This window comes from Alcaligenes pakistanensis, from assembly GCF_014652815.1.
GTDB lineage: Bacteria > Pseudomonadota > Gammaproteobacteria > Burkholderiales > Burkholderiaceae_B > Alcaligenes > Alcaligenes pakistanensis.
The window spans coordinates 1-25,422 of record NZ_BMZN01000007.1 but is presented as its reverse complement, the minus strand read 5'-3'; the positions used below and the strand labels follow the sequence as shown (position 1 = coordinate 25,422).

The window sequence follows — 25,422 nt, the reverse complement described above, 5'->3', positions numbered from 1 at the left end:
AGGGCCTATTCCATTGCCAGGAGCCGCTGCCAAACACGCGGCAAAACCTGCAAAAGGTCCTCTGGAATCAAACCGGGGCCAAATTCCAGGGCAGCCTGTGAATGCAGCCAGACAGCAGCACCCGCCGCCTCAAAAGCAGGCATGCCTTGGGTCAGCAAGCCGCACACCAGCCCCGCCAGCACATCACCACTGCCCCCAGTAGCCAGCCAGGGCGGCGCGCAGGCATTGATCAAGGCCCGCCCATCCGGTGCAGCAATAATCGTGTCCGCCCCCTTCAACACCATCACAGCCCCACATTGCCGGGCTGCCAGACGTGCCGCTTCCAGTCGATCCAGCTCTGCATCAAACACGCGGGCAAACTCCCCGGAGTGAGGGGTCAAGACACACTGCTCATGCACCGCGCCCAACAATTCCTGGGGCTGCGCCGCAAAGCTGCTAATAGCATCCGCATCCAAGACACAAGGCCGCCCTGTCGCCAGCAAGGCCAGCGTCAAGCGACGGGTTTCTTCACCCAGTCCTGCCCCCGGCCCCACCAGCCAGGCACGAATGCGTTCGTCCTGGGTGATGCTCTCGTCCAGGGGGGCCACCATGATGCTGTCCAAGGCCGAGGCATACACAGGCCAGACCGATGGCGGCACAGCCATGCTGACCAGCCCTGCCCCGGCACGTTGGGCTGCACGGGCTGCCAAACGACTGGCTCCAGTCATGCGATCGCCACCGATGACCAAGGCATGGCCGCGTGTGTATTTATGGCTCTGGGCGCTTAACTGTGGCAAATAGCGGCGCCACAGTGTCGGCTCATTCAACCAGGTAGTGGCCTCTTGTAGTGCCGGAGCGGGCATACCAATATCGGCCAGCTCCAGCTTTCCGCACAGATCCCGCCCTGGATACAACACATGCCCCGGTTTGTAGCGTACAAAGCTCACTGTCACGCTCGCCGGGGCAACAACACCACGTGCCTGCCCAGTTGCGCCATCCAGCCCTGAAGGCACATCAATCGCGCAGACAGGCACTTTGGATGCGGCCAGGGCCTGAATCAGGGCGGCTGTCTCACCTTCCACAGGGCGATCCAGGCCCGCACCCAGCAGACCATCCACCACCACAGAAAAACGCCGGAAATCCGGGCACTGGCTTTCCCAGCGGCCCTGCCATTGTGTTTGCGCCCAGGCCGCGGTCCCTTGCCGTGCCGACGGATCGACCAGGCTAAATACCGAGACGACCCGTCCCTGTTCGCGCAATATCTGCGCAGCCACCAAGGCGTCACCGCCGTTATTACCCGGTCCACATAAAAACAGCACCGCGCCTTGCGGCCAATGCCCTTGTACGGTGCGTGCCACCGCATGGGCAGCAGCCTGCATCAAGTGCTGGATCGAAACTCCAAAACTCGGTGCGGCTGCGTCCATGCTGGCGCATTGCGCTGGGCTGTACAGGGCCTGTTTTCCTGGGGCTGCACTCAGGGGCAAAAAACCATACTGGGACACGAAAGACATGGCGGGCTCACAAAGGCAGAAATAAAAACTTCTTACGCCGCGCAGGTTAGCGTCTGCTTGCCACCCCTGGAGGGAACATCTAGAGTCTTGGGGCAGCCCGGCAACAAAAAAGAACGGGTCACGGCCCGTTCTCTTATCTTAATGTGAATCCCCAGAATGCAGAACTGTGCCTGCTGGCCTGCCCCAGTGCCTAGACCGACTGTTGCTCCTGCCTGTCCTTAACCGACCCGACCGACAATTCACGCGGCACATCCACCCCGTTTTTTATGGCGATGATCTCGGCCATGATGCTGACAGCAATCTCTGCCGGGGTCTTGCTGCCTATATACAAACCAATCGGGCCTTTGAGCTTGCCGATTTCCTCGGCCGTCAGGTCAAAGTACTCAGCCAGCCGTTCGCGCCGGCTCTGGTTATTACGTCGCGAGCCAATCGCTCCCACATAGAAGGCACTGCTTTTAAGTGCTTCCAGCAAGGCCATATCGTCCAGCTTGGGGTCATGCGTCAAGGCCACAATCGCAGTGCGCCGATCCGGAACACAAGCGATGACCTCATCATCGGGCATGCCGGTGACCACACGTGCCCCGGCCACACTCCAGCCTTGAATATGCTCGCTGCGCGGGTCGCACACCGTCACATCAAAACCATTGAACAGGGCAATGGTGGCCACATACTCGGACAGTTGCCCGCCCCCGATCAGCAAAAGCCGATACGCAGGGCCAAACGTTAGTGACAAGCGCTCCCGACCAAGATGCAAGGCTGTTGGCACCCGCGTGGCGCTGCCCCAAGCATGGCCGGTTTGCAGATCCACATGGCGTTGCACCAGATGGCGCTGATCCAGCAAGGCCAGCAAGTGCGCTAAAGCCTCGGGGCAAGGATTGAACTCCACCAGCAGACGGATCGTGCCACCGCAAGGCAAGCCAAAACGATGGGCTTCGTCGGCACTGATGCCATAAGTCAGCAACTGAGGACGAGCATCGCCGTGCAAGCGCGGATCAGCGCCTTGGGGGTCGTGATAGGCGCGAATCAAATCGTCCTCGATACAACCGCCCGAGACGGACCCAACCACGGCCCCACCCTTTTCCAGCGCCATGATGGAACCTTCAGGACGTGGAGACGAGCCCCAGGTCTGCACAACCGTCACCAGAATGGCGTCGCGGCCTTGTGCGCGCCAGTCATGCAACTGCCGCAATACCCTGATATCCAGGCTCTCCATGCTCGTCTCCTGTTTTTCCTGTTTTTACTTGAATACCGGCATGCCGCCATCGCCCGAATCATCAAAAGGATTCATGTCAGCGCCGTACTCATCCTGCATTTCTATGGTGACCGTGCTGGGGTCCACTTTGGCCCCGCTACCCTTGTAGTGCGTCACCATGCCAGGGAACAACAACACAATGGCAATCATCACAATCTGGATACCGATAAAAGGCACGGACCCCCAGTAGATGTCGCCGGTAGCCACCCCTGCGATCTTCTTTTTAGTCACTTTATCGATGTAGTCGTCTTTAGGCGCCACCGAGCGTAAATAAAATAGTGAGAAGCCAAATGGTGGATGCATAAAGGATGTTTGCATATTAACGGCTAAGATCACGCCGAACCAGATCAAATCGATACCCATTTTGTCAGCTACCGGCCCCAGCAAGGGCACGATGATGAAAGCCAACTCGAAGAAATCCAGAAAAAAGGCCAATACAAACACCAGCACACTGACCAGGATCAGGAAGCCATACTCCCCGCCGGGCAGGTCAATCAGCAAGTGCTCTACCCACAGGTCGCCATCCACGCCACGGAACGTCAGCGAGAAAATGGTGGAACCGATCAGAATGAACATCACAAAGCAGGATAGCTTGGCGGTGGTATCCATAGCCTGCTTGAGCAAATCGATGCTCAGGCGACGACGGCTGACCGCCATCAGGATGGCACCCACTGCACCCATCGCCCCGCCTTCGGTCGGCGTGGCAATACCCAGAAAGATCGTGCCCAGCACCAGAAAGATCAAACCCAGTGGCGGGATCATCACAAACACCACACGCTCGGCCAGAATCGACAGCAAACCCAGCTTGAGCCACTTATTGATCAAGGCCAGCAAGAACGCTACGCCTCCGACCAGCAGGATGCCGATGATGACTTTCTCATCAATCGGGCCATTGGGGTCAATCCAGAACTCGTCCAACACATAGCCAGCCACCAGCGAGATCAACAGGAGCACGCACAAGGAGCGGGCACCCGAACGTCCATTGGGCTCGGAATAGGTACGGTGTTCAGCCGGGATCGCTGGCACATCCTTGGGACGCAGCACAGCCAGAACCAGGATGTAGGCCAGATAAGCACCAGTCAGCACCAGACCAGGCACCATGGCACCACGGTACATATCGCCTACCGAACGACCCAACTGGTCGGCCAGCACGATCAAGACCAGCGAAGGCGGAATAATCTGCGACAAGGTACCCGATGCGGCAATAACACCGGTTGCCAGCCTGCGGCTATAGCCATAGCGCAGCATGATGGGCAGGGAAATCAGACCCATGGAGATGACCGAGGCCGACACAACACCTGTGGTGGCGGCCAGCATGGCACCGACAGCAACCACGGCAATCGCCAAACCACCCGGCATGGAACCGAACAACTGGCCAATCGTGTCGAGCAGGTCTTCCGCCATGCCCGAACGTTCCAGAATCAAACCCATGAAGGTAAAGAAGGGAATAGCCAGCAAGGTGTCATTGGCCATGATGCCAAACACCCGCAGCGGCAGGGCCTGGAACAAGGACCAGTTAAACAGGCCCATTTCCACGCCAATCAAGCCGAACACCATGCCATTGGCGGCCAGGGCAAAGGCCACCGGGAAACCCAGCAGCAGGAACATAATCAGTGATACGAACATCACCGGCGCCATATTGGCGACAAATAAATCCATCATGATCTGGTTCAGCCTTTGTGTTGATGCTCGAACTTGGCTTGTGCTTGCCGCGCAATTTCTTCAGCCAGCAATTCTTCCGGTGTTTTTTCCTGCAACTTCTTGTTGGGGTTGGGGCAGACACCACGCAAAAACCCAATACACTTGATCAGGTGTGAAATCCCCTGCAAGGTCATCAGGGCAAAACCAATAGGAATGATCAGCTTGGCAGGCCAGCGAATAAGGCCACCGGAGTTCGAGGACACTTCCTGGCTCAGGTAAGAGTCCATGAAGACCGACCAGGACAAGGCCATGATGGCGATACAGGCGGGCAGCATGAACAGCAGCACACATATCGCTTCAATCACGATCTGTTTGCGCTCGGACAGGCGCGAGGCCAGCACATCCACGCGTACGTGTTCATTACGCAAAAAGGTGTAGCCGCCGGTCAGCAAGAACAAAGCGCCAAATAGGTACCACTGCACCTCCAGCCAGGCATTGGAGCTGGAGTCGAAAAGCTTCCGTGCGATGGCGTTATAGGAGCTGATCACTACCACCAGCAGAACCAACCACATGACCGTGCGGCCACATAGTCGATTCAGGCTGTCGATCGCCCTTGATAGTTTGAGTAAAGATTGCATCAATCCCCCAGATTTTCTGCGTTGAAGTTGGTTGAAATCTAGTTGGACCGAAAACGGGTGGCGCGCTTTTCAACTGCATCAAGCAGGAAATACAGCACCAATCCCATGACGGCCAAAATAAACAGGGCGGAGAACACCCGCACTGTGTCGAACACCCCTTGGGCGCTCATAATTACAAAACCCAGGCCACGCTGCGAGGACACAAACTCACCCACAATGGCACCGACCAGCGCCAGGGACAGGGCCACTTTCAGACCCGCCATAATGGATGGCAAAGCGGAGGGCAAACGCACTTTGAAAAACAGGGCGACAGGCCCGCCTTTCAATACCCGGCCCAGATCCAGAATGTCGGGCGAGACCGAGCGCAAGCCCTGCACCGTATCGACAATCACAGCAAAGACAGCGATCAGAAAGGCGATAGCCACTTTGGGCTCGTAACCCGTCCCCATCCAGACCACAAACAAGGGGGCCAGGGCGACTTTGGGAATACTGTTAAAGCCCACGATCAGGGGATAGCAAAACCGCTCAAACAGGGGCGAGCCCACCAGAGCGACAGCAATCAGCACACCGCCTATGGCGGCCAATACAAATCCAGCCAAGGTGACGCCCAGTGTGTAAAGCGCCTGGCCCATATACCAACCCAATTCACCATACAAATCCTTCAGAATCAGCGAGGGGCGCGGCAAAATCACTTCGCGCACCTGCCCCAGCCAACAAATTAATTCCCAAGCCAGCAACACCACGGCGGTAGAAATCAACGCCGCCAGCCAGGAAGGGATAGAACGCAACGCTTTATTCATGGCTATCTCCCGCAGCATCGGCAATGCCGAACAATTGACGGATATGCGCTACGTGGCGTCCAAACTCGGGGGTCTCACGCAAGGACAGCGGACGCGGTCGGGGAAAATCGATCTGGATTTTCTCCAGAATGCGACCCGGACGAGACGAAAACACCAAAACGGTATCGGCGAGGAACACAGCCTCGGCAATGCCGTGCGTCACAAACAAGGTGGTGTTGCCCGTTTTCATCCAGATGCGCTGCAACTCGGCGTTCATGTTGTCGCGCGTCAAAGCGTCCAGCGCACCGAAGGGCTCATCCATCAGCAGCAAGCGCGGATCGTCCACCAAGGCACGGCAGATCGATGCACGCTGGCGCATGCCACCCGATAACTGACGCGGGTAGCTGTCGGCAAACTGAGACAGGCCCGTCAAGGCCAGCAAGGAATCCACCTTATCCAGATAGTCCGCCGTACGTTTACCGGCAAACTCCAGCGGCAAAAGAATGTTGTCGCGAATGGTGCGCCACTCCAGCAGGGCATCCCGCTGAAACACCATGCCTACCTGATCAGGAGGGCCAATGACGGGCTGTTGATCCACCGTCAAAGAGCCACTGCTAATAGTCTCCAGCCCCGCCACACAACGCAGAAACGTGCTTTTCCCGCAACCGCTAGGTCCCAGAATGCTGATGAACTGACCGGGCTGGATATCGACGTTGATGCCATCCAAGGCCAGCACATCGCGCGTACCCTCAAAGCGCTTGCGCACATCTTGAGAAAGAACCCGCGCCGCCATTACTTCAACTCCAGGCTGCTCAGGGATTGCGGGGTGACCACGCCGGACTGGTAGTAGTCCGTGACTTTCTGGCCAGAGGGAATCAGCTCAACACGCTCCAGAGTCGCAATAGTCTTGTCCCAATCGGCAGCCTGGTTCACACCAATACTGCCCTGCTCCACCGCCGGGCCGAAATAGGTTTTAAGAATGTTCAGTTGGTCCAGCAAAATGGCTTTGTCCAGACGTGCATTGGGGCGCTGGGCCACAATCGCGTCCACCGCCTCTTGCTCGTGACCGCTGTAAATGTAGTTCCAGGACTTGGCCACCACATTGGAGAATGTTGTCAGTTCGGGCCCACGGCTGGCCAGCTTGGATTCGCTGGTGAACAAGCCAAAGCTGACCATATCCAGGCCATGTTGGGCGAAGGGAATCGCATTGGACGGGCGCTGACGCGAGACCGAGGCCAATACAAAAGGAATGGTGGAGATCACCGCATCTGCCCGGCCCACCGCGTAGGTCGCCGCCTTGCCAGCCGCATCCACGCTCAGCAAATCCACATCACTGCGACGCAAGCCGCCTGCCGCCAGGAACGCATCCACAAACGGGGCTTCCAGCGAACCGGCGGTGTAAGCGATCTTGCGGCCCTTCAAACCTTCCGGCCCAGTAATCCCGGAGTCCTGGGGTACCAAGACGCCAATATCGCTGGACGTGGCAAACGTTGCCAGCCCTTTAACCGGCAAGCCCTTGCTGCGGGCAATTACCATCGAGGCCAGCGCGGCCTGGCCCACATCAAAACGGTCGCTACCGCCAACGATCTGCACGGCTGTTACCGAACCATTGCCATCTTCCAGCCGCACATCCAGGCCAGCCTGTTTGAACCAGCCTTTCTCCACCGCCAGATGAAACGGTGCATGAACGGCCCATGGGGTCCAATCCAGCTTCACATTCAGCGGCTGTGCGGCGACCCCCCACGTGCTCAACAACAAGGTGGCCCCGATTGCGAGGCGAACACGTCCCCCCAAAGCATAGTGCTCTGTCATCTCCTTACCCCCGTTCTATTTATCGTCTTGCGTCGTCTATGCGCTTATGAGCGCCGGAAAAGTCCCTTGAAGCGATCCCACAAAATGCTGAAGAACATCTTGACCGGATTGAACTCGGCCACCACCGGCTCCTCGCCTTCGGCCAGCGGTTTTTCCAGGCGCAGGTTCACATTCTTGCCAAACTCTGCAATCATGCGGCGCACGAAATCCTGAACCAGGCCGGAACGCGAAAACTGTGCCAATGGCCCTTGCAGCGAATACACCAGTTCCACTTCTACTCGGCTGCGATCATCTCCGTCGGGTAGAACCTGGTAACTGACATCGCCACGGGCACGCGACTGGCTCAAGGAATCCACACCCTCGCCACGCAACACCGCCGCGCGGCGGTCGTTGTCTTCTTCCAACGTGGCATTGCCCTTGAAAGCCGCCGACATGGGGCCAAACTTGATAGCAATCTTGCCTTGTACCGTCGCCCCTTCCTGGGATTCAATGATGGCACCGGGCAAACACCCCGCCACCTTGGGCAGATCTTTCATGAAGGCCCAGACCTGGTCTGCCGGGAATCGGGCTTCAAAGCCACCCTGAATCGCCTGGCCCTTGCCTTTGTCAGCACTACCGGACGCCGCCGGAGCGGCCGCCACTGGAGCAGGAGCCTGCACCTCTTCCTGCACGGCCTCAAACGTGGTGAACCCGTTTTGCGTCCAATCTTGCTGCACATCCTGAACGACAGCAGCCCGCAAAGCCTCAATCTGGGCATCCGGCTGATCGCGCAAGGCTTGCAGCACAGACAGAATCGCGGCCGTGATGCCTTGGTAACCAGTGCAACGGCAAATATTGCCGGACAGTTCAATGCGCACACGAGCTTCGTCGGCATCAGGCAAGCGCAACACAATGTCGCGGCTGGTGGCCAACATGCCGGGCGTACAGAAGCCGCATTGCAAAGCGTGTTTCTCTGAGAAAGCAGTACGCAGACGGCTCATGATCGGGTCGTCGTTATAGCCTTCAACCGTGGTGACTTCATGCCCATCGCATGCACCGGCAAAGGTAATGCAGGAGCGCACCGGACGGCCATCGACCAGTACCGTACACGCCCCGCACACACCATGTTCACAGCTTAGATTGGTGCCAGTCAGCCGACTTTTCTCGCGGATGAAATCACCCAGATGGGTGCGTGGCTCGGCCTCATGCTTTTGCTGGCGGCCGTTAACTTGAATCGAGATTTCTGCCATGTCTTAACCTTTCACGCCCAGCGCCTGCTGCACGCTGCGCTCTACTACCGTACGGAACAACACCTGATGGGCCTCGTCCCTTTGTGCCAGATACGGCTGCAAGGCCGTTGCAATTGTGTCGCCTGCCAAGGCAGCTGCGCCTTGCGAGGCTACCTTCACGGCCAGCTCGGGCAAGGAACGCGGTGCGCCTTCCATGGCCCCGATCACCACTCGCGCCGTGCGCGTGGCCGGGTCGAAGTAGCAGGCACAGCTGGCATCTGCGAACTCACCGACTTTGCGAGTGAATTTGTAGTAGCCCCAGCGAGCCGAACCCGACACCTCAGGGACGTCTACCGATTCGATAAATTCGCCGGCCTCCAACACGGTGGTGTAGGCGGCCACCATGAACTCGCTCATGGGAACGGTACGGCTGCCTTGCGCGCCACGCACATTGACGCGTGCGCCCAAAGCGGCACAGGTCAGCACCCAGTCTGCAGCTGGATCAGCATGGGCCAGACTACCGCCCAAGGTGCCCCGATTACGCACACCCCGATAAGCAATACGACCCGCCACTTTCTGCATCATGTGACCACGCAGCAGTTCGTAAATACCGTCTTCGATCTGGGCGTGGGTCACGGCTGCGCCAATGCGCAGCAAGCCGTTCTTGGCCGAGACCTGACGCAACTCAGGCACGGCCGACACATCCAGCACGCGGCCTGGACGCACCAGACGTAAATTCAGCATTGGGCCCAGGGACTGGCTCCCCCCCATCAGACGTACCGCCGACGGGTCACTGCCAAAGGCATCCTGGATCTGTTTCAGGCTCTGAGCCTGTTCGTATTCAAACTTGGCGGCCTTCATGCCTGAACCTCCGACACGGGCTGGGTTGTTTGCGAGACTGCGGCACGAATCGCGCTAAGCAGTCGATGCGGGGTGACCGGAGTATGGGATACCTTGGCACCGGTGGACTTCAAGGCATTATTGATAGCGGACATGATGGCGGCTGGTGGCGCAATCGCCCCCCCCTCGCCCATGCCCTTGGCACCGAATTCGGTGTTGGGCGACGGGCTTTCCATGTGTTCAATATGAATATTGGGCACTTCGCAGGCACCGGGCATCACATAGTCTGCCAAGGTGGAGGCCAAGGGCTGGCCGAACTCGTCGTAGGGCATTTCTTCGTACAAAGCGGTGCCAATCCCTTGCGCAATCCCGCCTATGGTCTGGCCCTCAACAATCATGGGGTTAATCATGACGCCGCAATCCTCGACCACAACGTACTTCAACACCTCCACGCCGCCGGTGCGCGGGTCCACCGCCACCACGACTGCATTGCTGGCATAGGTAAAGCTGCCGGTATCGACTTTAGGCTTGTAGCCCACGGACAGTTCCAGCCCTTGCGGGTCTACATCGTCAGGCAAATACTGCGGGTTGATATACCAGGCATCCGCCACTTGCGAAATGCTGATCTGGCGGCCATCGGCCATAAAGGTATCGCCTTGATGCTGCAGGCTGTCTACCTCCGTCTTTAGCATGTGAGCGGCGATCTTGCGTACACGGGGCAGCAGCTCTTTACAGGCTTTCGATACTGCACCGCCGGACATCACCAGGGAACGCGATGCGTAGGTGCCAGTAGAAAATGGCGTGCGACCCGTATCACCATGAACCACCTTGATCTTGGCAACGGGAATACCCAGGATTTCACTGGCGATCTGCGCGAAAGACGTTTCCATGCCCTGACCGTGGGAATGCACCCCAACGCGCACTTCCAGGCCACCATCCGGTGTCATGCGTATAAACGCCTGGTCAAAGCCAGGAATCACCGCCGTGCCCCAACTGGCAAACACGGACGTACCGTGTGCCGACTGTTCGGTGTAGGAAGCCACACCCAGGCCAATCAAGCGGCCATCGGGCTCGCCCTGGGCCTGACGTGCCATCACGGCATCCACATCCACCGCCGCCAAGGCGCGACGCAGGCTTTCTGGATAGTTACCCGAGTCGTAATGCTTGTTGGCAACGTTGATGTAAGGCATTTGTTCGCCTTGAACCAAGTTCAAGAGGCGCACTTCCCAAGCCGGTTTACCGACCGCCAAAGCGATCTGGTCCATCATCTGTTCAATTGCCAGACATACACCCGTACGGGCTACGCCGCGATACGGCATGAAGCCGGGCTTATTCGTGCCTACGCCGCGCGTACGGCAGCGGTAGCCACGAAAATCGTAAGGGCCCGGCAAATTGCCCAAGGCTTGGCCTACTTCCAGACCCACAGTAAAGGGCCAGACAGAATAAGCGCCGCCATCAATATCAATTTCTGCATCCAGCGCCAGCAAACGGCCTTCATTGCTGATGTGGGCTTTCAGGCGGTACTGGTGCTCGCGCGTATTGGCACCGGCAATCAAGTGCTCGCGGCGGTCTTCCATGAAACGGAACGGCTTGCGGAAGGTCTTGGCCAACCAGGCCACGCACAGCTCTTCCTGATGCAAGACACATTTATAGCCAAAGGCACCGCCCACGTCGGGCGAAATCACACGCACCTGGGCCTGATCCATACCCAGAAACTGGGCAATGCCCGTACGGTGCATGTGTGGAATCTGGCTGCCGCAATACACCACCAACTGGTCGGCCTGAAAATCCCAGTAAGCCAGCACGGCTTTGCCTTCCATCGGCAACATGCACTGGCGCGACAGGCTGACCGAGTGTTCGATCACCTGATCCGCGCGGGCCGCATGTTCTTCAAACGCAATATCTGAGCGCAGCGTCACAAACTCGTTGTTCTGCCAGCCTTCATGCAAAAGATCGCCCTGGGCAGCCAGCGACGCCTGCACACTGCCATACACCGGCAACTCGTCGTACAAGGCTTCGATTTCTTCCAGAACGTCTTCAGCCACGGCGCGGCTTTCACCGAACGCCAGGGCGACCGGCTCGCCCACATAACGCACACTGCCCGAGGCCAGCGGCGGCATGCTGGAGGACTGATAGCTGGGCAAAGTGGAGGCGGCGTAAATATCCTGACAGTCCGGCATATCCACGCGGGTGATCACCTGCGCGCGTGCGCTGTCTTCAATATTGATCTGCCGGATACGGGCATGCGCCATAGGGCTGCGCAGGAAGGCGACTTCCTGCAGACCTGGCATGGTCATATTGCCGATGAAGTTGCCCTGGCCATTGAGATGGCGCGCATCCTCTTTACGAAGGATACGCGCGCCGACTCCCTGGCCACCCGGGCTTGACGGGTGACTGTGCTGACTCATTTCACTACCTTAATAATGTGCTGCTTAACTACGCTTGCCCAGCTCGCTGAAAGTAAAGTTGTCCAGGGCGCTTTCGGCAACCCGGAACCAGCTGGCTTCCTGCTCTTGGAAGGCCTTCCAGCTTGGATAGATTTTGGCAAAATCGGCATTGCTTTCAGACAGCTCAGCCCACAGCTCCTGGGACTTGTCGTAGGCCGCCTTCATAACGTCTTTGGGGAAGTAGCGCAGCTTGGCACCTTCAGCAACCAGCTTGCGCAAGGCGGCGGGGTTCAAGGCGTCGTACTTGGCCAGGCTCAACATGGTCTGTTCGTTACAGGCCGTCTCGAAAGCGGCTTTGAAGTTAGCTGGCAAGGCTTCCCAGGCGTCTTTGTTGACCATGGTGGTCAAAGAGGCACTGCCCTCGAACCAGCCGGGGGAGTAGTAGAAGGGAGCGACTTTGTTCAAGCCCAGTTTTTCGTCGTCGTAGGGGCCAATCCACTCTGCGGCGTCAATCGTGCCTTTTTCCAGCGAGGAGTAAATGTCGCTAGGGGGAATTTGCTGGGGAACAGCGCCCAGCTTGGACAGCACCATGCCGCCAATGCCACCAATACGCATCTTCAAACCCTGTAGGCTGCTCAGGTCTTTGATTTCCTTACGAAACCAGCCGCCCATTTGCACGCCCACATTACCGGCCACAAAGTTCACGATGTTGTACTGGCTGTACATGTCGCGCAGCAATTGCAGGCCACCACCAAAATGCACCCAGGAGTTGTGCTGACGGGCATTCATGCCAAAAGACAGGCCGGTATCAAAGGTAACGGCGGTGTTCTTGCCCACAAACGCCGTGCTGAGTACATGGTTGCATTCCACCGTGCCATTGCTGATGGCATCCATGTTCTGGGCGTAAGGCACCAGCTCGCCGCCGGGAAAAGCGCGGATTTCGAACTTGCCTTCAGTCAGTTCACTAACACGTTTGCACAAAGCTTCGGCGGAGCCGTAAATCGTATCCAGGCTTTTGGGCCAGCCGGTGGACATGCGCCAGCGCACGCTAGGGTTGTTTTGTGCAATGGCAGGGGCAGCAACTGCGGCCAAACCTGCGCCCGCCACCGTTGCCGATTTCAGCAAAAAACTACGACGCTCCATCACTCACCTCTTTGTATTTTTTAATGTATTCACACCCCTGCTCGATAGGGGCCTAGGTATTTTCCCGCCAGTCTGGCCGTGTCCTCAGACACGTATTAATGGCTCTTGCCAGACCGCCCCCCGAGGGACAAGACGGAGTTTCAAAGCAGTGTCACTGCGCTAAAAAAATCACATTTACTGCCTCGATAATAGTAAGTGTGCTGATTAATTAATTTTTGGTCAAGCAGGGAAAATACTGACGCATGTCCTTGATGAGATAAAGGAAAGCCGTATCAATAGCTTAAGCCTAAACTAGCATAATCCCTGATAAAAACGATATTTTATTTTATAATTTATACAGTATACTGACTAACTGAAAGAACAAACCGGAGACAATTTTGAACTGGATAAAAATTTCCGAAACCGACGCCATCGACAACGAAGAATCCCTGGCGATTGACTGGCAAGGCAAGAAACTGGCCCTGCACAAACTGGACGACGAGTTCTACCTGACCGACAACGTCTGTACCCACCAGTACGCGCTTTTGTCGGAAGGCTATTTAGAGGATGGTTGCGTGGAATGTCCTTTGCATCAGGCCAAATTCTGTTTGCGCACGGGCAAGGCCATGAACGCGCCGGCCACAGTGGATATCAAGGTATATCCGCTGCGTATTGAAGGCAGCGCTATTTTGGCTGACTTTAGTCAGGCATAAGCACTTTTTTTTCTGCTGACGAGACCTGCAACATCATGGCACACCACACTTCCGTACTGATCATCGGCGCTGGCCAAGCGGCTTCGGTGCTGGCGCGCGAACTGCGCAGCCTGGGCTATACCGGCAGCATCACGCTGGTGGGCGACGAAACCCACCTGCCTTACGAGCGTCCGCCCCTGTCCAAAGACGTACTCAAATCCACGGCGAGCAGCGACAGCGTTTTTCTGCAAAAAGCGGAGTTCTACCAAGAACAAAACATTGAACTCCTGCTCAGCACCACGGTGCAATCGCTGGACTGCACCACGCGCCAAGCTACCTTAAGCAATGGCCAGACCTGGAGCTTTGAACACGCCGTGCTGGCCACCGGTGGCGCCGCCCGCGAACTGGCGTTGCTGCCTGCCACTCAAGCCGACGCCCTCTACTTGCGTACCCTGGACGATGCTCTTAGTTTGCAAGCCCGTCTGCAGCCCGGTCTGCGCGCGCTTGTGATTGGCGGTGGCTTCATGGGTTTGGAGCTGGCCTCAACCGCCAGCGAAACCGGCGCACAAGTCACGGTCATTGAAGCTAACGAGCGCCTGCTGGCGCGCAATGCCCCTGCCCTGCTCTCACAATGGTTGTTGGAGCGTTTCGAGTCGCAAGGCATCACGGTGCGTTTGGGCCATGGCGTCCGCCAGGCTCACTTTGCAGCCGAAAACGAACACCCGGTTCAGCTGGAATTGAACGACGGCCACATCCTGAGCGGTGATCTGGCTATCGTGGCGGCAGGGCTAACAGCGAACTCTGCCCTGGCCCACGCCAGCGGCATTGCTGTAGACCAGATGACCGCCGGGATTATTGTGGATCGCCAGGGTCGCACCAGCCTCGCCGGCATTTATGCCGCAGGCGACTGCACCACCCAAATCTGCCCCGATACCGCCGCCCGCAGCCGGACCGAATCTTGGCAAAACGCCAATGAGCAGGCCCGCCAGGTTGCCCATGCAATTGCCGGGCTGGATGCACCCGTACCCCCGGTCAGTTGGTTCTGGACCGATGTACTCGGCTGCAATATTCAAATGCTGGGTCAAGGCAGCCCGGATCTGGACTATCAGGTACGCGGCGTCATGGACAGCCAGGGCGAAGCCATCACGTTCATGCTGCTGGCCTTCGAGGGGCAATATTTGCGCCACGCCATTGCCGTCAATGCGGGTGCTGATTTGCGCGCCTTGCGCAGTGTCATGGAACAGAACGTACCGGTAGACCCGGCCATCGTGCTGGACCCGGCCACCAAGCTGCGCCAGTACGTCAAAGAAGCCGCCCGTGCGGCCCATGCCTAAGAAATAAGAAACAGAAGCGGTCAACGCCGCCTCGTCATCACGAATCATTAAAGAGTTATCAGAGGAGATCTTCATGTATCAGACGCAAACGGTGATCGGCCAGACGGTCGGGTCCAAAGACCGCCCCGTTGAGGAATGCACCTGGCCCGAGGACGTGCTCAACACCATCCCGGACTGGGTCTACACCAGCAACGACATCTACAACCGCGAGATGGAACGTATTTTCCACGGCGACACCTGGAACTTCGTGGCCCTGGAAGCAGAGATCCCCGACTCGGGCGATTACAAGCGCTCTTATGTAGGCTCTACGCCGGTCGTAGTTGCGCGTGCTGAAGATGGCAGCATCAATGTGTTTGAAAACCGCTGTGCCCACCGTGGCGCAGAGTTCTGCCGCCACAACCAGGGCAACACGAATGAATTTGTGTGCCCGTACCATCAGTGGTCCTACAGCCTGAAGGGTGATCTGCAAGGGATTCCGTTCAAGCGCGGTGCTAATAAAGAAGGCGGCATGCCCCGCAGCTTCAAGAACTCCGAGCATGGCCTGAAAAAATTGAATGTGACTACGCACAACGGCGTAATTTTTGCGTCCTACAGCGACAAGGTCGAGCCGATCACGGAATACCTGACGCCTGGCATTTTGCAGGACTTCGAGGCCATCTTCCCCGGCAAGAAGCTCAAGATTCTGGGTTACTACCGGAACGAGTTGCCTTGCAACTGGAAGATGTACCACGAGAACCTGAAAGACCCTTACCACGCTACCCTGCTGCACTCGTTCCTGGTGGTGTTTGGTCTACTGGTCGCGGGTAACAAGTCGCAGATGTATGTGGACCCGGTACATGGCCGTCACGGCTACATGGCGTCGGCCAAATCCGAGGACAAATACGCCGAGGTTAGCGAAGACAACAAGAAGGAAATGCGGTCGTTTGTGGACGATATGCGTTTGCGCGACGAGCGCTTCCTGGACTACGTCAAAGAATTTGATTCGCCTTGGTCGGTAACGATGCAGACTATCTGGCCCAACCTGATTGTTCAGCGCGAGATGAACACGTTGGGCGTGCGCCAGATTGTGCCCAATGGCCCCAATAGCCTGATCATGCAGTGGACCATGTTTGGCTACGAGGACGATACCGAAGAGATGACACGTCACCGTCTGCGTCAGGGCAACCTGATGGGGCCTGCCGGTTTCCTGGGTCTGGAAGACAACGAGGCCATGAAGTTTGTGCAGGAAGGGGTACGTCGTTCCAGCAGCGATGTGAACATCATCAAGCTCGATGAGAGCAAGCTGGGTACGTCCAATACGCTGATCTCGGAAGCGGCGATCCGCTCCATGTATCAGTACTACCGCCAAGTAATGGATCTGTAAGACGAGCTGACTTATGAAAATGGATTTTTCTTTCAAACCCGCCCAGGTGTCGGTCGAGCGTGCTATAGCTCTGAAGGCAGAAATTGAGCTGTTCAATGCCGAATACTGTGCCACCCTGGATCGTGGCAATGTTGAGGACTGGCCCATGTTCTTTGTGGAGGACGCCTTGTATCGCGTAACTTCACGCGAGAACGCAGACCTGAAACTGCTGGTGGGCCTAGTCTATGCCGAAGGCCGCGACATGATGCATGATCGCGCCGTGGCCATTGCCCGCACGCAAATGTATGCGCCACGCTACATGCTGCATCTGGTGACCGACCTGCGTGTGGTCAGCGAGGCAGATAACGGAGATATCGAGGCCGAAGCCAACTTCATGTTGATGCAGACCTTGATAGAGGGGCCCTCTACGGTGCATTTGGTGGGCACTTACTTTGATACGTTTACCCGTGAAGAAGGTCGTTTGATGCTCAAGGAACGTCAGGTGATTTTTGATACGTCCATTTTGGCGAACGATCTGGTCTTCCCGGTTTAAGCCTGGTTTTTATTGCTGTTTCAGAGCCGCCTTGATCAGGTGGCTCGACCTGTTTACCTCCGCTGTCCTGTTTGTATTACCGCTCTAACGCTGAACACATTCCCTTTCGGGATATCGTCCAGCCGGGCGGTTTTTTTTTCGTCTGGCGTTTATGGGCTTGTCGTCGCGATATACCTGGAACACCAAGATCAAGGAAAGCGCGTCGTTCTATGCGCTTAGAAATGACACTAGGCATTTCATCCACGATAGTGAAAATCGCACAAATCTGTGAGTACACTGAGCTTTCTCGTTTTCCCTAGTAGGATATTTTAGAATAAATGTGAATAATATTTATGTCAGTACACTGACTATTCATACATAAAAAATAATCCCAGAACTCGATTCTCGAGGAGACACAATGTTCCAACGCAAACCGCGCCTGCTGACCCTGGCCGGCCTGTTGCTGAGCTGTTCCATGCTCGCTCCTGCAGCCGCCAGCGCCAACACTTTTCCCGACAAACCCATCGAGATCATCGTCACCTTCCCACCCGGTGGCGGCACAGACTTGCTGGCCCGCCTGATTGGCAACTACTTTAACGAACAGCTGGGCCAGCCCGCCATTGTGGACAACCGTCCCGGCGCCAGCGGCAATATCGGCGCACGTATGGTGGCCCAGCGCCAAGCCGACGGCCAGTCGCTGCTGATGGTCAACAGTTCCTTCGCGGTTAATCCGGCCGTGTTTGACAAGCTGCCTTTCGATCCCAAGAAAGACTTCGCCGCTATCTCCAATTTTGCCTTCGTACCGTCCGTCATCATCGTGCCAGCCGACTCGCCTTTCAAGACCTTGAAGGACCTGATCGCAGCTGCCCAGGCAAAACCAGGTGAAGTGTTCTTTGGCTCCTGCGGCAACGGTACCCCTCAGCACCTAGCCGGCGAAATGCTTAACGAAGCGGCCAAGGTAGAGATCGCACACATCCCCTACAAGGGCTGCGGCGGTGCCCTGAATGATGTCATGGGTAATCAGGTTGGTTCAGCTTTTGTGACCGCCTCCAGCACCCTGCCCTTCATTGAAAGCGGCAAAGTGCGTGCGCTGGCCGTGACCTCGGCTGAGCGTAGCCCCCTGCTGCCCGACGTGCCGTCCGTTGCCGAGCTGGGCTACCCCGGCTATGAGCTGAACCAGTGGCACGGACTGCTGGCACCGGCTGGCACCCCCGAGGCGGTGGTGCAGCAACTACACGAAGCCGTGGAAAAAATTATTGCGCGTGACGACGTGAAAGCCAAGCTGACCAGCCTGGGCTACACGGTCGCCCACGACGGCCCTGCCGAGTTCCAGGCGATGATCAATGCCGACATCGACCGCTTCCAGGAACTGGCACAAAAAATCGGACTGAAAATCAACTAAGGACCCACCATGAACAAACTGAAGCTGAGCGTATCGATTGGCAATTACGACCGCACCCTGGCCTTGAAGGACGGACGCGTCGGGATTGAGGGCTGCGATATCAATGTCGTGTCGCTGGAACCGGAAGAAGCGTTTCACCGCGCATTCCGCTACGAGGAGTTCGATATCACGGAAATCTCCATGAGTAGCCACATGATGACCACGGCACGCGGCGACAACCAGTACATCGGCATTCCGGCCTTCTTGTCGCGCGTATTTCGCCACTCCGGCATTTATGTGCGCACCGACCGCATCCGCAAGCCCGAAGACCTGAAAGGCAAGATCATCGGCGTGCCCGAATACCAGATCACGGCCAACGTCTGGATCCGCGGCATTTTGCAAGATGAGTTCGGCATCCACCCCAACCAGATCAAGTGGGTCCGAGGTGGTATTGAGGAGCCGGGCCGAGGCGAGCGCTCACCCATCGACTTGCCAAAGGACATCAGCCTGGAACAAATTCCTGACGACCGCACGCTGTCGGACATGCTGGAAAAAGGCGAGATTGACGGCTACATCGGTGCACGCGCACCCTCGTGTTTTTTACGTGGCGCTCCCAATGTGGGCCGCCTGTTCGGGGATGAGTACCTGGAAGTGGAAAAAGACTATTTCCGTCGCACAAAAATCTTCCCCATCATGCACATGGTTGGCATCCGCAAGTCCCTGGTACAGGAAAATCCCTGGCTGCCCGTCAGTGTCTATAAGGCCTTCCTGAAAGCCAAAGAACTGGCCGTGCACGAATTGAACGAGCTGTGCCACCTGGCCGTGACCCTCCCCTGGATGGTGCATCATCACAATGAAGCCAAGGCCTTGATGGGCGAAGACTACTGGCCTTACGGCCTGGAAGCCAACCGCCACACGATTCAGACCTTCGCGCAGTACCACCACGATCAAGGCATGTCGCAACGCCTGGTCAAGCCCGAGGAACTGTTCGCGGCCTCCTCGCTGGACCTCTCCAAGATATAAGGCGATACCGGCATGAAGGCTCCTGTTTTCAATTACTACGCCCCCGAGACGCTGACCCAGGCGCTGGAGCTTTTGTCCACCCAGGACAATGCCCGCGTCCTGGCGGGCGGCCAGTCCCTGATGGCCATGCTCAATATGCGCTTTGCGTTTCCCGATACGCTGGTGGATATCAACCAGCTACCCGAGCTGGCCTATCTGCGCGAGCAGGACGATGGCAGTATCGCCATCGGCGCCATGACTCGCCAGCGCGATGTGGAGTTCTCCGAGCTGGTAGCCGCGCGGCTGCCCCTCTTGAAAGAGGCCATTTTGAACGTCGGGCATCGCCAGACGCGCAACCGTGGCACCGTGGGCGGCAGTCTTTGCCAACTGGACCCTTCCGCCGAGATACCGACGGTCTGCATGGCCATGGACGCCGTGCTGACCGCTTCCCATGCACGCGGGGAACGAGCCATTCCAATGGCCGAGTTTCCGGCGGCCTACATGACACCGAGCATGCAGGCCGACGAGTTACTGACCCGTGTGCAGATCCAGCCCTGGCCTGCCGGCCACGGCTGGGCCTTTCTGGAGTTTTCCCGTCGCCACGGCGACTTTGCCATTGTGTCCTGCGCTGTCCTGCTGTTACTGGACGAAGCGGACCTGGTCTGTCGCGCCAGCATCACCTTGGGCGGCGTGGGTGCTTTTCCCCTGCGCATGAGCGAGGCCGAAAATAGTTTGCTAGGCACACCGCTAGGCCCCGATGACATCGACCGAGCCGCCGAACTGTGCGGCCAGGTGGATGCCGCCAGCGACAGTTATGTTCAGGGCTGGTATCGCCAGCGACTGGCCAAAGAATATACAGCGCGTGCCTTGCGGCTCGCGCTCTCCCGTACAGGAAAACGGCATGAGTAATACCTCTCCTTCGGACAGCCGCCCCATCACACTGTGTGTCAATGGACGCACGCTGACAGCATCGGCCGAACCACGCGTCAATCTGGCGGATTTCCTGCGTCACGACCTGGGCCTGACGGGCACCCATGTGGGCTGTGAACATGGCGTCTGCGGTGCCTGCACGGTACAGATAGACGGCCACTCGGCACGCAGTTGCCTGATGCTGGCCATCCAGGCCCAGGGCACGAACATCCGCACCATCGAAGGCCTGGCCGACGAGCAAGGCCACTGGCACCCAGTTCAAAAAGCATTCCATGAACTGCATGCTTTGCAATGTGGTTTCTGTACACCCGGCGTGCTGATGTCGGTCGTGGAGCTATTGGAGAACCACAGCGACCCCAGTGATGAGCAGATCCGCGATGTGCTGTCCGGCCATCTTTGCCGCTGTACTGGCTATCAGAATATTGTGCGCGCGGTGCAGAAAGCCGCTGCCGCGATGAGAGCAAGCCATGCACATGAATGATTCTCCCGAACGGGAGCCCATCACCCAGACCCAGACTTCTCCCGGCATGGGGCAATCCTTTCTGCGCCTGGAAGACGAAGCCCTGCTGACGGGACAAGCGCAGTTCCTAGATGACGTTCCCATGGACGGCGTGCTGCACGCCTGTTTCGTGCGCAGCCCACATGCCCATGCGCGTATTCGCTCCATCGACCTGTCGGCTGCCCGAGCTCTGCCCGGCGTACACGGCGTGTTTGCCGCCCAAGATCTGCTGGGCGAACTCACCCATTGGCGCATGCCGCTAGGCTTTGCCTTTGCCGTCCTGCCCGAGAACACCGTCCCCTTTGTGCTGGCCCGTGACGAAGTCGCCTTCGTGGGCGAAGCTATTGCCGTGGTCGTGGCCCAGTCGCGCCACCTGGCCGAAGACGCTGCCGCCCTGGTCACCATTGATTTCGAGGTTCTGCCGGGTATCTCGGACGTGCGTCGTGCCCTGGAAGCAGACGCCCCGCTGGTGCGCACCGAGCTGGAAAGCAATGTGCTGCAACACTACACGCTGGCCTACGGCGAGGTGGATGCGGCCTTTGAGGGTGCGGACATCATCATCGAAGAGTCGTTTTCTGCCCACCGTGGCTGCGCACACCCCATTGAAGGTCGTGGTGTGCTGGCACGGCTGGACGCCGCCGGTAATGAAATGACAGTCTGGTCCTCGACCCAGATGGCGCACGAATTGCACTACACCCTAGCCCTGATGCTGGGCCATCGCGAAGACCAGCTACGCGTCATCACGCCAGACGTAGGCGGCGGCTTCGGCGCAAAGTTCATGATCTACCCCGAGGAAATCGTCATTCCCGCCGTAGCCCGCCTGCTGCGCCGCCCCGTCAAATGGGTGGAAGACCGACGCGAGAACTTCTTGACCTCTATCCAGGAGCGCGACCAGTTCTGGACCATGAGTCTGGCAGCCGACAAGGACGGCCATATACGCGGCCTACGCGGCCATTTCATCCATGACCATGGCGCCTACACCCCGCAGGGTACCAACGTGCCCTACAACGCGGCCTCGTCCATGACAGGCCCCTATAAGGTGCCTGCCTTCAGCCTGACCGCCGACGTGGTCTACACCAACAAAGTACCCGTTGCCACCGTGCGCGGAGCAGGCTACCCGCAAGCCGCCTTCGTCATGGACAGACTGATGGACAGACTGGCGCAGCAAACCGGCATGGACTCCATCCGCTGCCGCGAGCTGAACCTGATTCCAGCCTCCAAAATTCCCTACACCAAGCCACTCAAATCCCGTGCGGGTGTTCCCCTGGTCATCGACAGCGGCGACTTCCCGCGCATGCAAGCCATGGCAGAGGACGCTATGGACCGAGACGGTTTCGAGCAGCGTCGACAGGACTCCCTGGCGCAAGGCCGTTACCGTGGCCAGAGCCTGGCAAATGCCGTCAAACCCACGGGCCGTGGGCCCTATGAATCGGCTACAGTCAAAATTTTCCCCTCAGGCCGGATTGCCGTCTTTACGGGTGCGCTGGCCATGGGACAAGGTATCAAGACCTCGCTGGCGCAACTTTGTGCCGCCTATTTTGGGGTCGATCCGGGCGGCGTGGACGTCCACGCCGGAGACACGCGCCATATTGGTTTTGGCATGGGTGGCTTCGCTAGCCGCCAGTCACTAATGGCCGGTACAGCTGTTGAACAGGCTTCCACCCAGCTGCGCCAAAAAGTGCTGCAAGCCGCGGCCACCGTGCTGAACGTACCGGAAAGCACGCTGGATATCGCTTTTGGCATCGTCAGTAGCAGCGCAAGCCCCGAGACCGTCAGCCTGGCACGATTGGCTATGCTGCTTAAAGGCGTGCCGGGCTACAGCCTGCCCATCAAGACCGATCCGGGCCTGGAGTGTACGGCCCACTTCCATTGCGATGAACAGGCCTATGCGGGCTCCACGCACGCCTGCGAAGTAGAAGTCGATGCCACTACGGGGGCTATCGAAATCAAGCGCTATCTGGCCGTGCAGGACTGCGGCAATCTGATCAATCCCATGATTGTTGAAGGTCAGGTGGTGGGCGGAGTCGTTCATGGGCTGGGCAACGCACTGTTTGAACACATGGCCTACGACGCCGAGGGTCAGCCTTTATCGACCACCTGCGCGGAATATCTACTCCCTACCGCTCCCGAAGTACCCGACATCGATGTGCTGTTTTGCCCCTCGCCCACGCGCCTGAATCCACTCGGTGTCAAAGGCGTGGGTGAATGCTCCACGATCGCTGTTGCAGCGGCCGTCATCTCCGCGGTGGAACACGCACTGGCACCGCTGAATGTGCGCATCAACGAGTTCCCGCTCAGCCCCATGCGGCTGCTGGAACTGATTGATCAGGCCACACAAAAACACAATAAAACAGGAACCCTGCCATGAACTTCAAGAACCGGTTTCACATTCCTTTGCCGCTGGATCAAGCCTGGGCGCTGATGCTGGATGTCCCCCGCATCATGCCCTGCCTGCCCGGAGCCAAACTCACCGACGTGCTGGACGGCAATAAGTATCAGGGTTCTGTATCGGTCAAGCTCGGTCCTATCAAGCTGTCGTTTGACGGTACAGCCGAACTGGTACGCACTGACGAGGAAAACCACATCGCCTATCTGCGCGGAGCCGGTCTGGACCCCAAGGGGCGCGGTTCTGCCAGTTCAGACTTCAGCTTCGCACTGACACCATCGCCAGATGGCGGTACTGATGTGGAGGTCAACACCGAGCTGACCTTGTCCGGTGCCGTCGCTCAGTACGGGCGCGGTAGCGGCATGATTGCTGAAGTGGCCGGCCAGATCCTGGGGCAGTTCGAGCGCAACCTGGCACGTATGGTCCAGGGCGGCGCAGACCCTGCAACACAACTCGACACTCCCATTGCAGCAGCAAGCCAGCCTATGGCGTCCACGCCGGGCAGCTCGGTTGCCAGCCAGGGAGTAGCAGCGGGGTCATCCATCTCCTCCCCCGAGGCGCAAGCCATCTTGTTCCAGGCCCAGGCCGTGCTGGCACAGACCCAGCAATTGCAAGCCCAGATGCAGCAGACCTTACTGCGCCTGCAAACGCGCCGTCGCCAGGATGACAATGAGGCCGGAGAGCTGAACATGCTGTCCATCGGACTGAAGGCCGTCTGGTCACAGATCCGCTATTCAGTGGGCAGGCTGTTCGGGCGTAAAGATCAGGCGTAAAAATCACGTAGCCTGAGCAACACAAGCAAAAAAAAGCCCCCGAGAGCTGTTCAGCTCCCAGGGGCACTTGTCCGACGGCCTGCCCCCAAGCGGCAGACTATCGATACTCGGTCACAGTCCCAACAACGTCATCGCCTCTTCACGCGTTGCCACGGTGGCGTACTTCTGACGCATGTCGAACAGGTTGGCGTCATGCGGGCCAATAGCACGGTCACCCACGCAATCAGAGACCACCAAGGGACGAAAGCCCAGTTGCATCGCATCGACCACGCTGGAGCGTACGCAGCCACTGGTGACGGCACCGGCGACCAGCAGCGTTTGCACACCACGTTGAGTCAACCATGCCGCCAAAGGTGTGCCGAAGAAGGCCGAGGGCACATTCTTGCGAACCACAAACTCACCAGGGGCAGGTGCCAGTTCAGGCACGATATGGCTGTTGTGCGCGTCTTCGGTCAAGCCCAACATGCCGGGCACTTTAATGCTGAAGATATTATTATCCGCGCCATCATCCGCATACACGATGCGAGTGTGAGCCACAGGCCAACCTTGCTCACGCGCCGTTGCCAGCAACTTCTGCGTATTCTCGATGGCCTCTGGAATATTGCCTCCACCAAATACCGCTGGATCGGCAAAGCCATTAACCAAATCAATAATCAGCAGACCGAAAGGAGCTTTGGGCTCCAGCATCGAACCAAAACCTTGTTGAGCGTACACCGCTCCTTCATTCGTACTCACCCACGCCTCCGTCCAGTACTTTGCCATCACGCACGACCGCACGACCGTCCAGGCTGACCGTGCAATGGCGCAAAGGAATATCAATATGGCAGGCTGTTGTGCGCTTGCCACCCGCTTCATTGTTCGGGCCCAAGGAGAACAGGAAGTTACCCTCGAACGCACGCGCGTCCATGCCAATGGTGTTCTCACGCGAATACAGACCCAAGGTGGACCAGTGAGCGCGTGGCTGCAAACCCCAACCAATATGGGAAATCGCATAGCCTTCAGGATCGTTAAAGGTCTTCATGTACTCGTCCAGCAGCTCAGCTTCAATGCCACCTTCAATCTTGGTGGCATAGCCGTTTTCTACCGTCAGAATAATCTGCTCAGTCGAGTATTTCTTCTGTGGCAGAAGAATGTCGCCCTTGTCGATTACGATGGTGCCGTTGGTACCCAGCTCATTGGGCCAAGTCAGCACAAAACCGCTAGGCCAGTGGTCCCAACGACCGGGCTCATCCACGAAACCGTACTCACGAATGGCGGGGAACTCACCCAACGGGCAGCGCAAATCTGTACCGGCTGCCGAGGTAATGCTCATTTCCTTGGCGGCTTTGATCAAGGCTGCCGCCGCGGTCACGCGAGCACGATCTGCTTCGGTCGGCACAGTA

Annotated in this window: 23 protein-coding genes; 10 read left to right on the top strand and 13 right to left on the bottom strand. The window is 57.8% G+C overall.

Annotated features, from left to right (window positions below; translation table 11 throughout):
- Positions 1-5: 5 nt before the first annotated feature.
- From IE156_RS18040 to IE156_RS17990, 11 genes are all read right to left on the bottom strand, one after another.
- Positions 6-1,490, bottom strand: coding sequence for an NAD(P)H-hydrate dehydratase (locus IE156_RS18040; RefSeq protein WP_189394047.1), 1,485 nt, complete (start codon positions 1,488-1,490; stop codon positions 6-8).
- A gap of 190 nt (positions 1,491-1,680) precedes the next feature.
- Complete coding sequence (locus tag IE156_RS18035; RefSeq protein WP_189394046.1) at positions 1,681-2,703, bottom strand: XdhC family protein; 1,023 nt, start codon at positions 2,701-2,703, stop codon at positions 1,681-1,683.
- 24 nt (positions 2,704-2,727) lie between these two features.
- Entirely contained in the window at positions 2,728-4,401 is a 1,674-nt protein-coding gene (locus IE156_RS18030; protein ID WP_189394062.1) for a TRAP transporter large permease, read from the bottom strand.
- Positions 4,402-4,412: 11 nt separating this feature from the next.
- Complete coding sequence (locus tag IE156_RS18025; protein ID WP_189394045.1) at positions 4,413-5,021, bottom strand: TRAP transporter small permease subunit; 609 nt, start codon at positions 5,019-5,021, stop codon at positions 4,413-4,415.
- 38 nt (positions 5,022-5,059) lie between these two features.
- The gene (locus IE156_RS18020; protein ID WP_189394044.1) at positions 5,060-5,821 is read right to left on the bottom strand and encodes an ABC transporter permease; all 762 of its coding nucleotides are present in this window, start codon (positions 5,819-5,821) and stop codon (positions 5,060-5,062) included.
- Positions 5,814-6,593: an ABC transporter ATP-binding protein gene (locus IE156_RS18015; RefSeq protein WP_189394043.1), complete on the bottom strand. Its 780-nt coding sequence runs from the start codon at positions 6,591-6,593 to the stop codon at positions 5,814-5,816. Before IE156_RS18015 ends, IE156_RS18020 begins: the two co-directional genes overlap by 8 nt.
- Positions 6,593-7,612, bottom strand: a complete 1,020-nt coding sequence (locus tag IE156_RS18010; protein WP_189394042.1) for an ABC transporter substrate-binding protein — start codon at positions 7,610-7,612, stop codon at positions 6,593-6,595. Before IE156_RS18010 ends, IE156_RS18015 begins: the two co-directional genes overlap by 1 nt.
- A 44-nt stretch (positions 7,613-7,656) precedes the next feature.
- Positions 7,657-8,841 carry a xanthine dehydrogenase family Fe-S subunit gene (locus IE156_RS18005; RefSeq protein WP_189394041.1) on the bottom strand — a complete coding sequence of 395 codons (1,185 nt, stop codon included), beginning with the start codon at positions 8,839-8,841 and terminating at the stop codon, positions 7,657-7,659.
- 3 nt (positions 8,842-8,844) lie between these two features.
- The gene (locus IE156_RS18000) at positions 8,845-9,681 is read right to left on the bottom strand and encodes an FAD binding domain-containing protein (protein ID WP_189394040.1); all 837 of its coding nucleotides are present in this window, start codon (positions 9,679-9,681) and stop codon (positions 8,845-8,847) included.
- On the bottom strand, positions 9,678-12,068 hold the full coding sequence (locus IE156_RS17995; RefSeq protein ID WP_189394039.1) for a xanthine dehydrogenase family protein molybdopterin-binding subunit: 2,391 nt from the start codon (positions 12,066-12,068) through the stop codon (positions 9,678-9,680). Before IE156_RS17995 ends, IE156_RS18000 begins: the two co-directional genes overlap by 4 nt.
- Positions 12,069-12,092: 24 nt before the next feature.
- Entirely contained in the window at positions 12,093-13,190 is a 1,098-nt protein-coding gene (locus IE156_RS17990) for a TRAP transporter substrate-binding protein (RefSeq protein WP_189394038.1), read from the bottom strand.
- Positions 13,191-13,567: 377 nt separating this feature from the next.
- On the opposite strand from IE156_RS17990, the gene IE156_RS17985 reads away from it, so the two are divergent.
- The 10 genes from IE156_RS17985 to IE156_RS17940 all read left to right on the top strand — a co-directional run bounded on the left by IE156_RS17985 (position 13,568) and on the right by IE156_RS17940 (position 24,040).
- Positions 13,568-13,882, top strand: coding sequence for a non-heme iron oxygenase ferredoxin subunit (locus IE156_RS17985; RefSeq protein WP_189394037.1), 315 nt, complete (start codon positions 13,568-13,570; stop codon positions 13,880-13,882).
- A 35-nt stretch (positions 13,883-13,917) separates the two neighbouring features.
- A complete protein-coding gene (locus IE156_RS17980) occupies positions 13,918-15,195 on the top strand; it encodes an NAD(P)/FAD-dependent oxidoreductase (RefSeq protein ID WP_189394036.1) in 1,278 nt (425 codons plus the stop codon).
- A gap of 73 nt (positions 15,196-15,268) precedes the next feature.
- Positions 15,269-16,558 (top strand): aromatic ring-hydroxylating dioxygenase subunit alpha, encoded by a 1,290-nt coding sequence (locus IE156_RS17975; protein ID WP_189394035.1) that lies wholly within the window; start codon positions 15,269-15,271, stop codon positions 16,556-16,558.
- Positions 16,559-16,571: 13 nt separating this feature from the next.
- Complete coding sequence (locus IE156_RS17970) at positions 16,572-17,090, top strand: aromatic-ring-hydroxylating dioxygenase subunit beta (RefSeq protein ID WP_189394034.1); 519 nt, start codon at positions 16,572-16,574, stop codon at positions 17,088-17,090.
- A gap of 397 nt (positions 17,091-17,487) precedes the next feature.
- Positions 17,488-18,471, top strand: a complete 984-nt coding sequence (locus IE156_RS17965) for a Bug family tripartite tricarboxylate transporter substrate binding protein (RefSeq protein WP_189394033.1) — start codon at positions 17,488-17,490, stop codon at positions 18,469-18,471.
- 9 nt (positions 18,472-18,480) lie between these two features.
- The gene (locus IE156_RS17960; protein WP_189394032.1) at positions 18,481-19,473 is read left to right on the top strand and encodes a substrate-binding domain-containing protein; all 993 of its coding nucleotides are present in this window, start codon (positions 18,481-18,483) and stop codon (positions 19,471-19,473) included.
- Positions 19,474-19,485: 12 nt separating this feature from the next.
- Positions 19,486-20,361 carry an FAD binding domain-containing protein gene (locus IE156_RS17955; protein ID WP_189394031.1) on the top strand — a complete coding sequence of 292 codons (876 nt, stop codon included), beginning with the start codon at positions 19,486-19,488 and terminating at the stop codon, positions 20,359-20,361.
- Complete coding sequence (locus IE156_RS17950) at positions 20,354-20,863, top strand: (2Fe-2S)-binding protein (protein WP_189394030.1); 510 nt, start codon at positions 20,354-20,356, stop codon at positions 20,861-20,863. The genes IE156_RS17955 and IE156_RS17950 overlap by 8 nt, the downstream gene beginning before the upstream one ends.
- Positions 20,856-23,249 (top strand): xanthine dehydrogenase family protein molybdopterin-binding subunit, encoded by a 2,394-nt coding sequence (locus IE156_RS17945; protein WP_189394029.1) that lies wholly within the window; start codon positions 20,856-20,858, stop codon positions 23,247-23,249. Before IE156_RS17950 ends, IE156_RS17945 begins: the two co-directional genes overlap by 8 nt.
- Positions 23,250-23,302: 53 nt before the next feature.
- Positions 23,303-24,040: an SRPBCC family protein gene (locus IE156_RS17940; protein ID WP_373296551.1), complete on the top strand. Its 738-nt coding sequence runs from the start codon at positions 23,303-23,305 to the stop codon at positions 24,038-24,040.
- 111 nt (positions 24,041-24,151) lie between these two features.
- Here IE156_RS17940 and IE156_RS17935 read toward each other — a convergent pair whose 3' ends face one another.
- Together IE156_RS17935 and IE156_RS17930 are read right to left on the bottom strand one after the other, a co-directional pair.
- On the bottom strand, positions 24,152-24,727 hold the full coding sequence (locus IE156_RS17935; RefSeq protein WP_373296525.1) for an N-carbamoylsarcosine amidohydrolase: 576 nt from the start codon (positions 24,725-24,727) through the stop codon (positions 24,152-24,154).
- Between the two features lie 34 nt (positions 24,728-24,761).
- The coding region (locus IE156_RS17930; protein ID WP_505601398.1) for a 2,5-dihydroxypyridine 5,6-dioxygenase NicX family protein at positions 24,762-25,422 on the bottom strand (661 nt) is incomplete at its 5' end.

Coding starts and splice junctions, on each gene's coding strand:
- IE156_RS18040 (WP_189394047.1), bottom strand. CDS start 1,490: ATGTCTTTCGTGTCCCAGTATGGTTTTTTGCCCCTGAGTGCAGCCCCA.
- IE156_RS18035 (WP_189394046.1), bottom strand. CDS start 2,703: ATGGAGAGCCTGGATATCAGGGTATTGCGGCAGTTGCATGACTGGCGC.
- IE156_RS18030 (WP_189394062.1), bottom strand. CDS start 4,401: ATGGATTTATTTGTCGCCAATATGGCGCCGGTGATGTTCGTATCACTG.
- IE156_RS18025 (WP_189394045.1), bottom strand. CDS start 5,021: ATGCAATCTTTACTCAAACTATCAAGGGCGATCGACAGCCTGAATCGA.
- IE156_RS18020 (WP_189394044.1), bottom strand. CDS start 5,821: ATGAATAAAGCGTTGCGTTCTATCCCTTCCTGGCTGGCGGCGTTGATT.
- IE156_RS18015 (WP_189394043.1), bottom strand. CDS start 6,593: ATGGCGGCGCGGGTTCTTTCTCAAGATGTGCGCAAGCGCTTTGAGGGT.
- IE156_RS18010 (WP_189394042.1), bottom strand. CDS start 7,612: ATGACAGAGCACTATGCTTTGGGGGGACGTGTTCGCCTCGCAATCGGG.
- IE156_RS18005 (WP_189394041.1), bottom strand. CDS start 8,841: ATGGCAGAAATCTCGATTCAAGTTAACGGCCGCCAGCAAAAGCATGAG.
- IE156_RS18000 (WP_189394040.1), bottom strand. CDS start 9,681: ATGAAGGCCGCCAAGTTTGAATACGAACAGGCTCAGAGCCTGAAACAG.
- IE156_RS17995 (WP_189394039.1), bottom strand. CDS start 12,068: ATGAGTCAGCACAGTCACCCGTCAAGCCCGGGTGGCCAGGGAGTCGGC.
- IE156_RS17990 (WP_189394038.1), bottom strand. CDS start 13,190: ATGGAGCGTCGTAGTTTTTTGCTGAAATCGGCAACGGTGGCGGGCGCA.
- IE156_RS17980 (WP_189394036.1), top strand. CDS start 13,918: ATGGCACACCACACTTCCGTACTGATCATCGGCGCTGGCCAAGCGGCT.
- IE156_RS17975 (WP_189394035.1), top strand. CDS start 15,269: ATGTATCAGACGCAAACGGTGATCGGCCAGACGGTCGGGTCCAAAGAC.
- IE156_RS17970 (WP_189394034.1), top strand. CDS start 16,572: ATGAAAATGGATTTTTCTTTCAAACCCGCCCAGGTGTCGGTCGAGCGT.
- IE156_RS17965 (WP_189394033.1), top strand. CDS start 17,488: ATGTTCCAACGCAAACCGCGCCTGCTGACCCTGGCCGGCCTGTTGCTG.
- IE156_RS17960 (WP_189394032.1), top strand. CDS start 18,481: ATGAACAAACTGAAGCTGAGCGTATCGATTGGCAATTACGACCGCACC.
- IE156_RS17955 (WP_189394031.1), top strand. CDS start 19,486: ATGAAGGCTCCTGTTTTCAATTACTACGCCCCCGAGACGCTGACCCAG.
- IE156_RS17950 (WP_189394030.1), top strand. CDS start 20,354: ATGAGTAATACCTCTCCTTCGGACAGCCGCCCCATCACACTGTGTGTC.
- IE156_RS17945 (WP_189394029.1), top strand. CDS start 20,856: ATGAATGATTCTCCCGAACGGGAGCCCATCACCCAGACCCAGACTTCT.
- IE156_RS17940 (WP_373296551.1), top strand. CDS start 23,303: ATGCTGGATGTCCCCCGCATCATGCCCTGCCTGCCCGGAGCCAAACTC.
- IE156_RS17935 (WP_373296525.1), bottom strand. CDS start 24,727: ATGCTGGAGCCCAAAGCTCCTTTCGGTCTGCTGATTATTGATTTGGTT.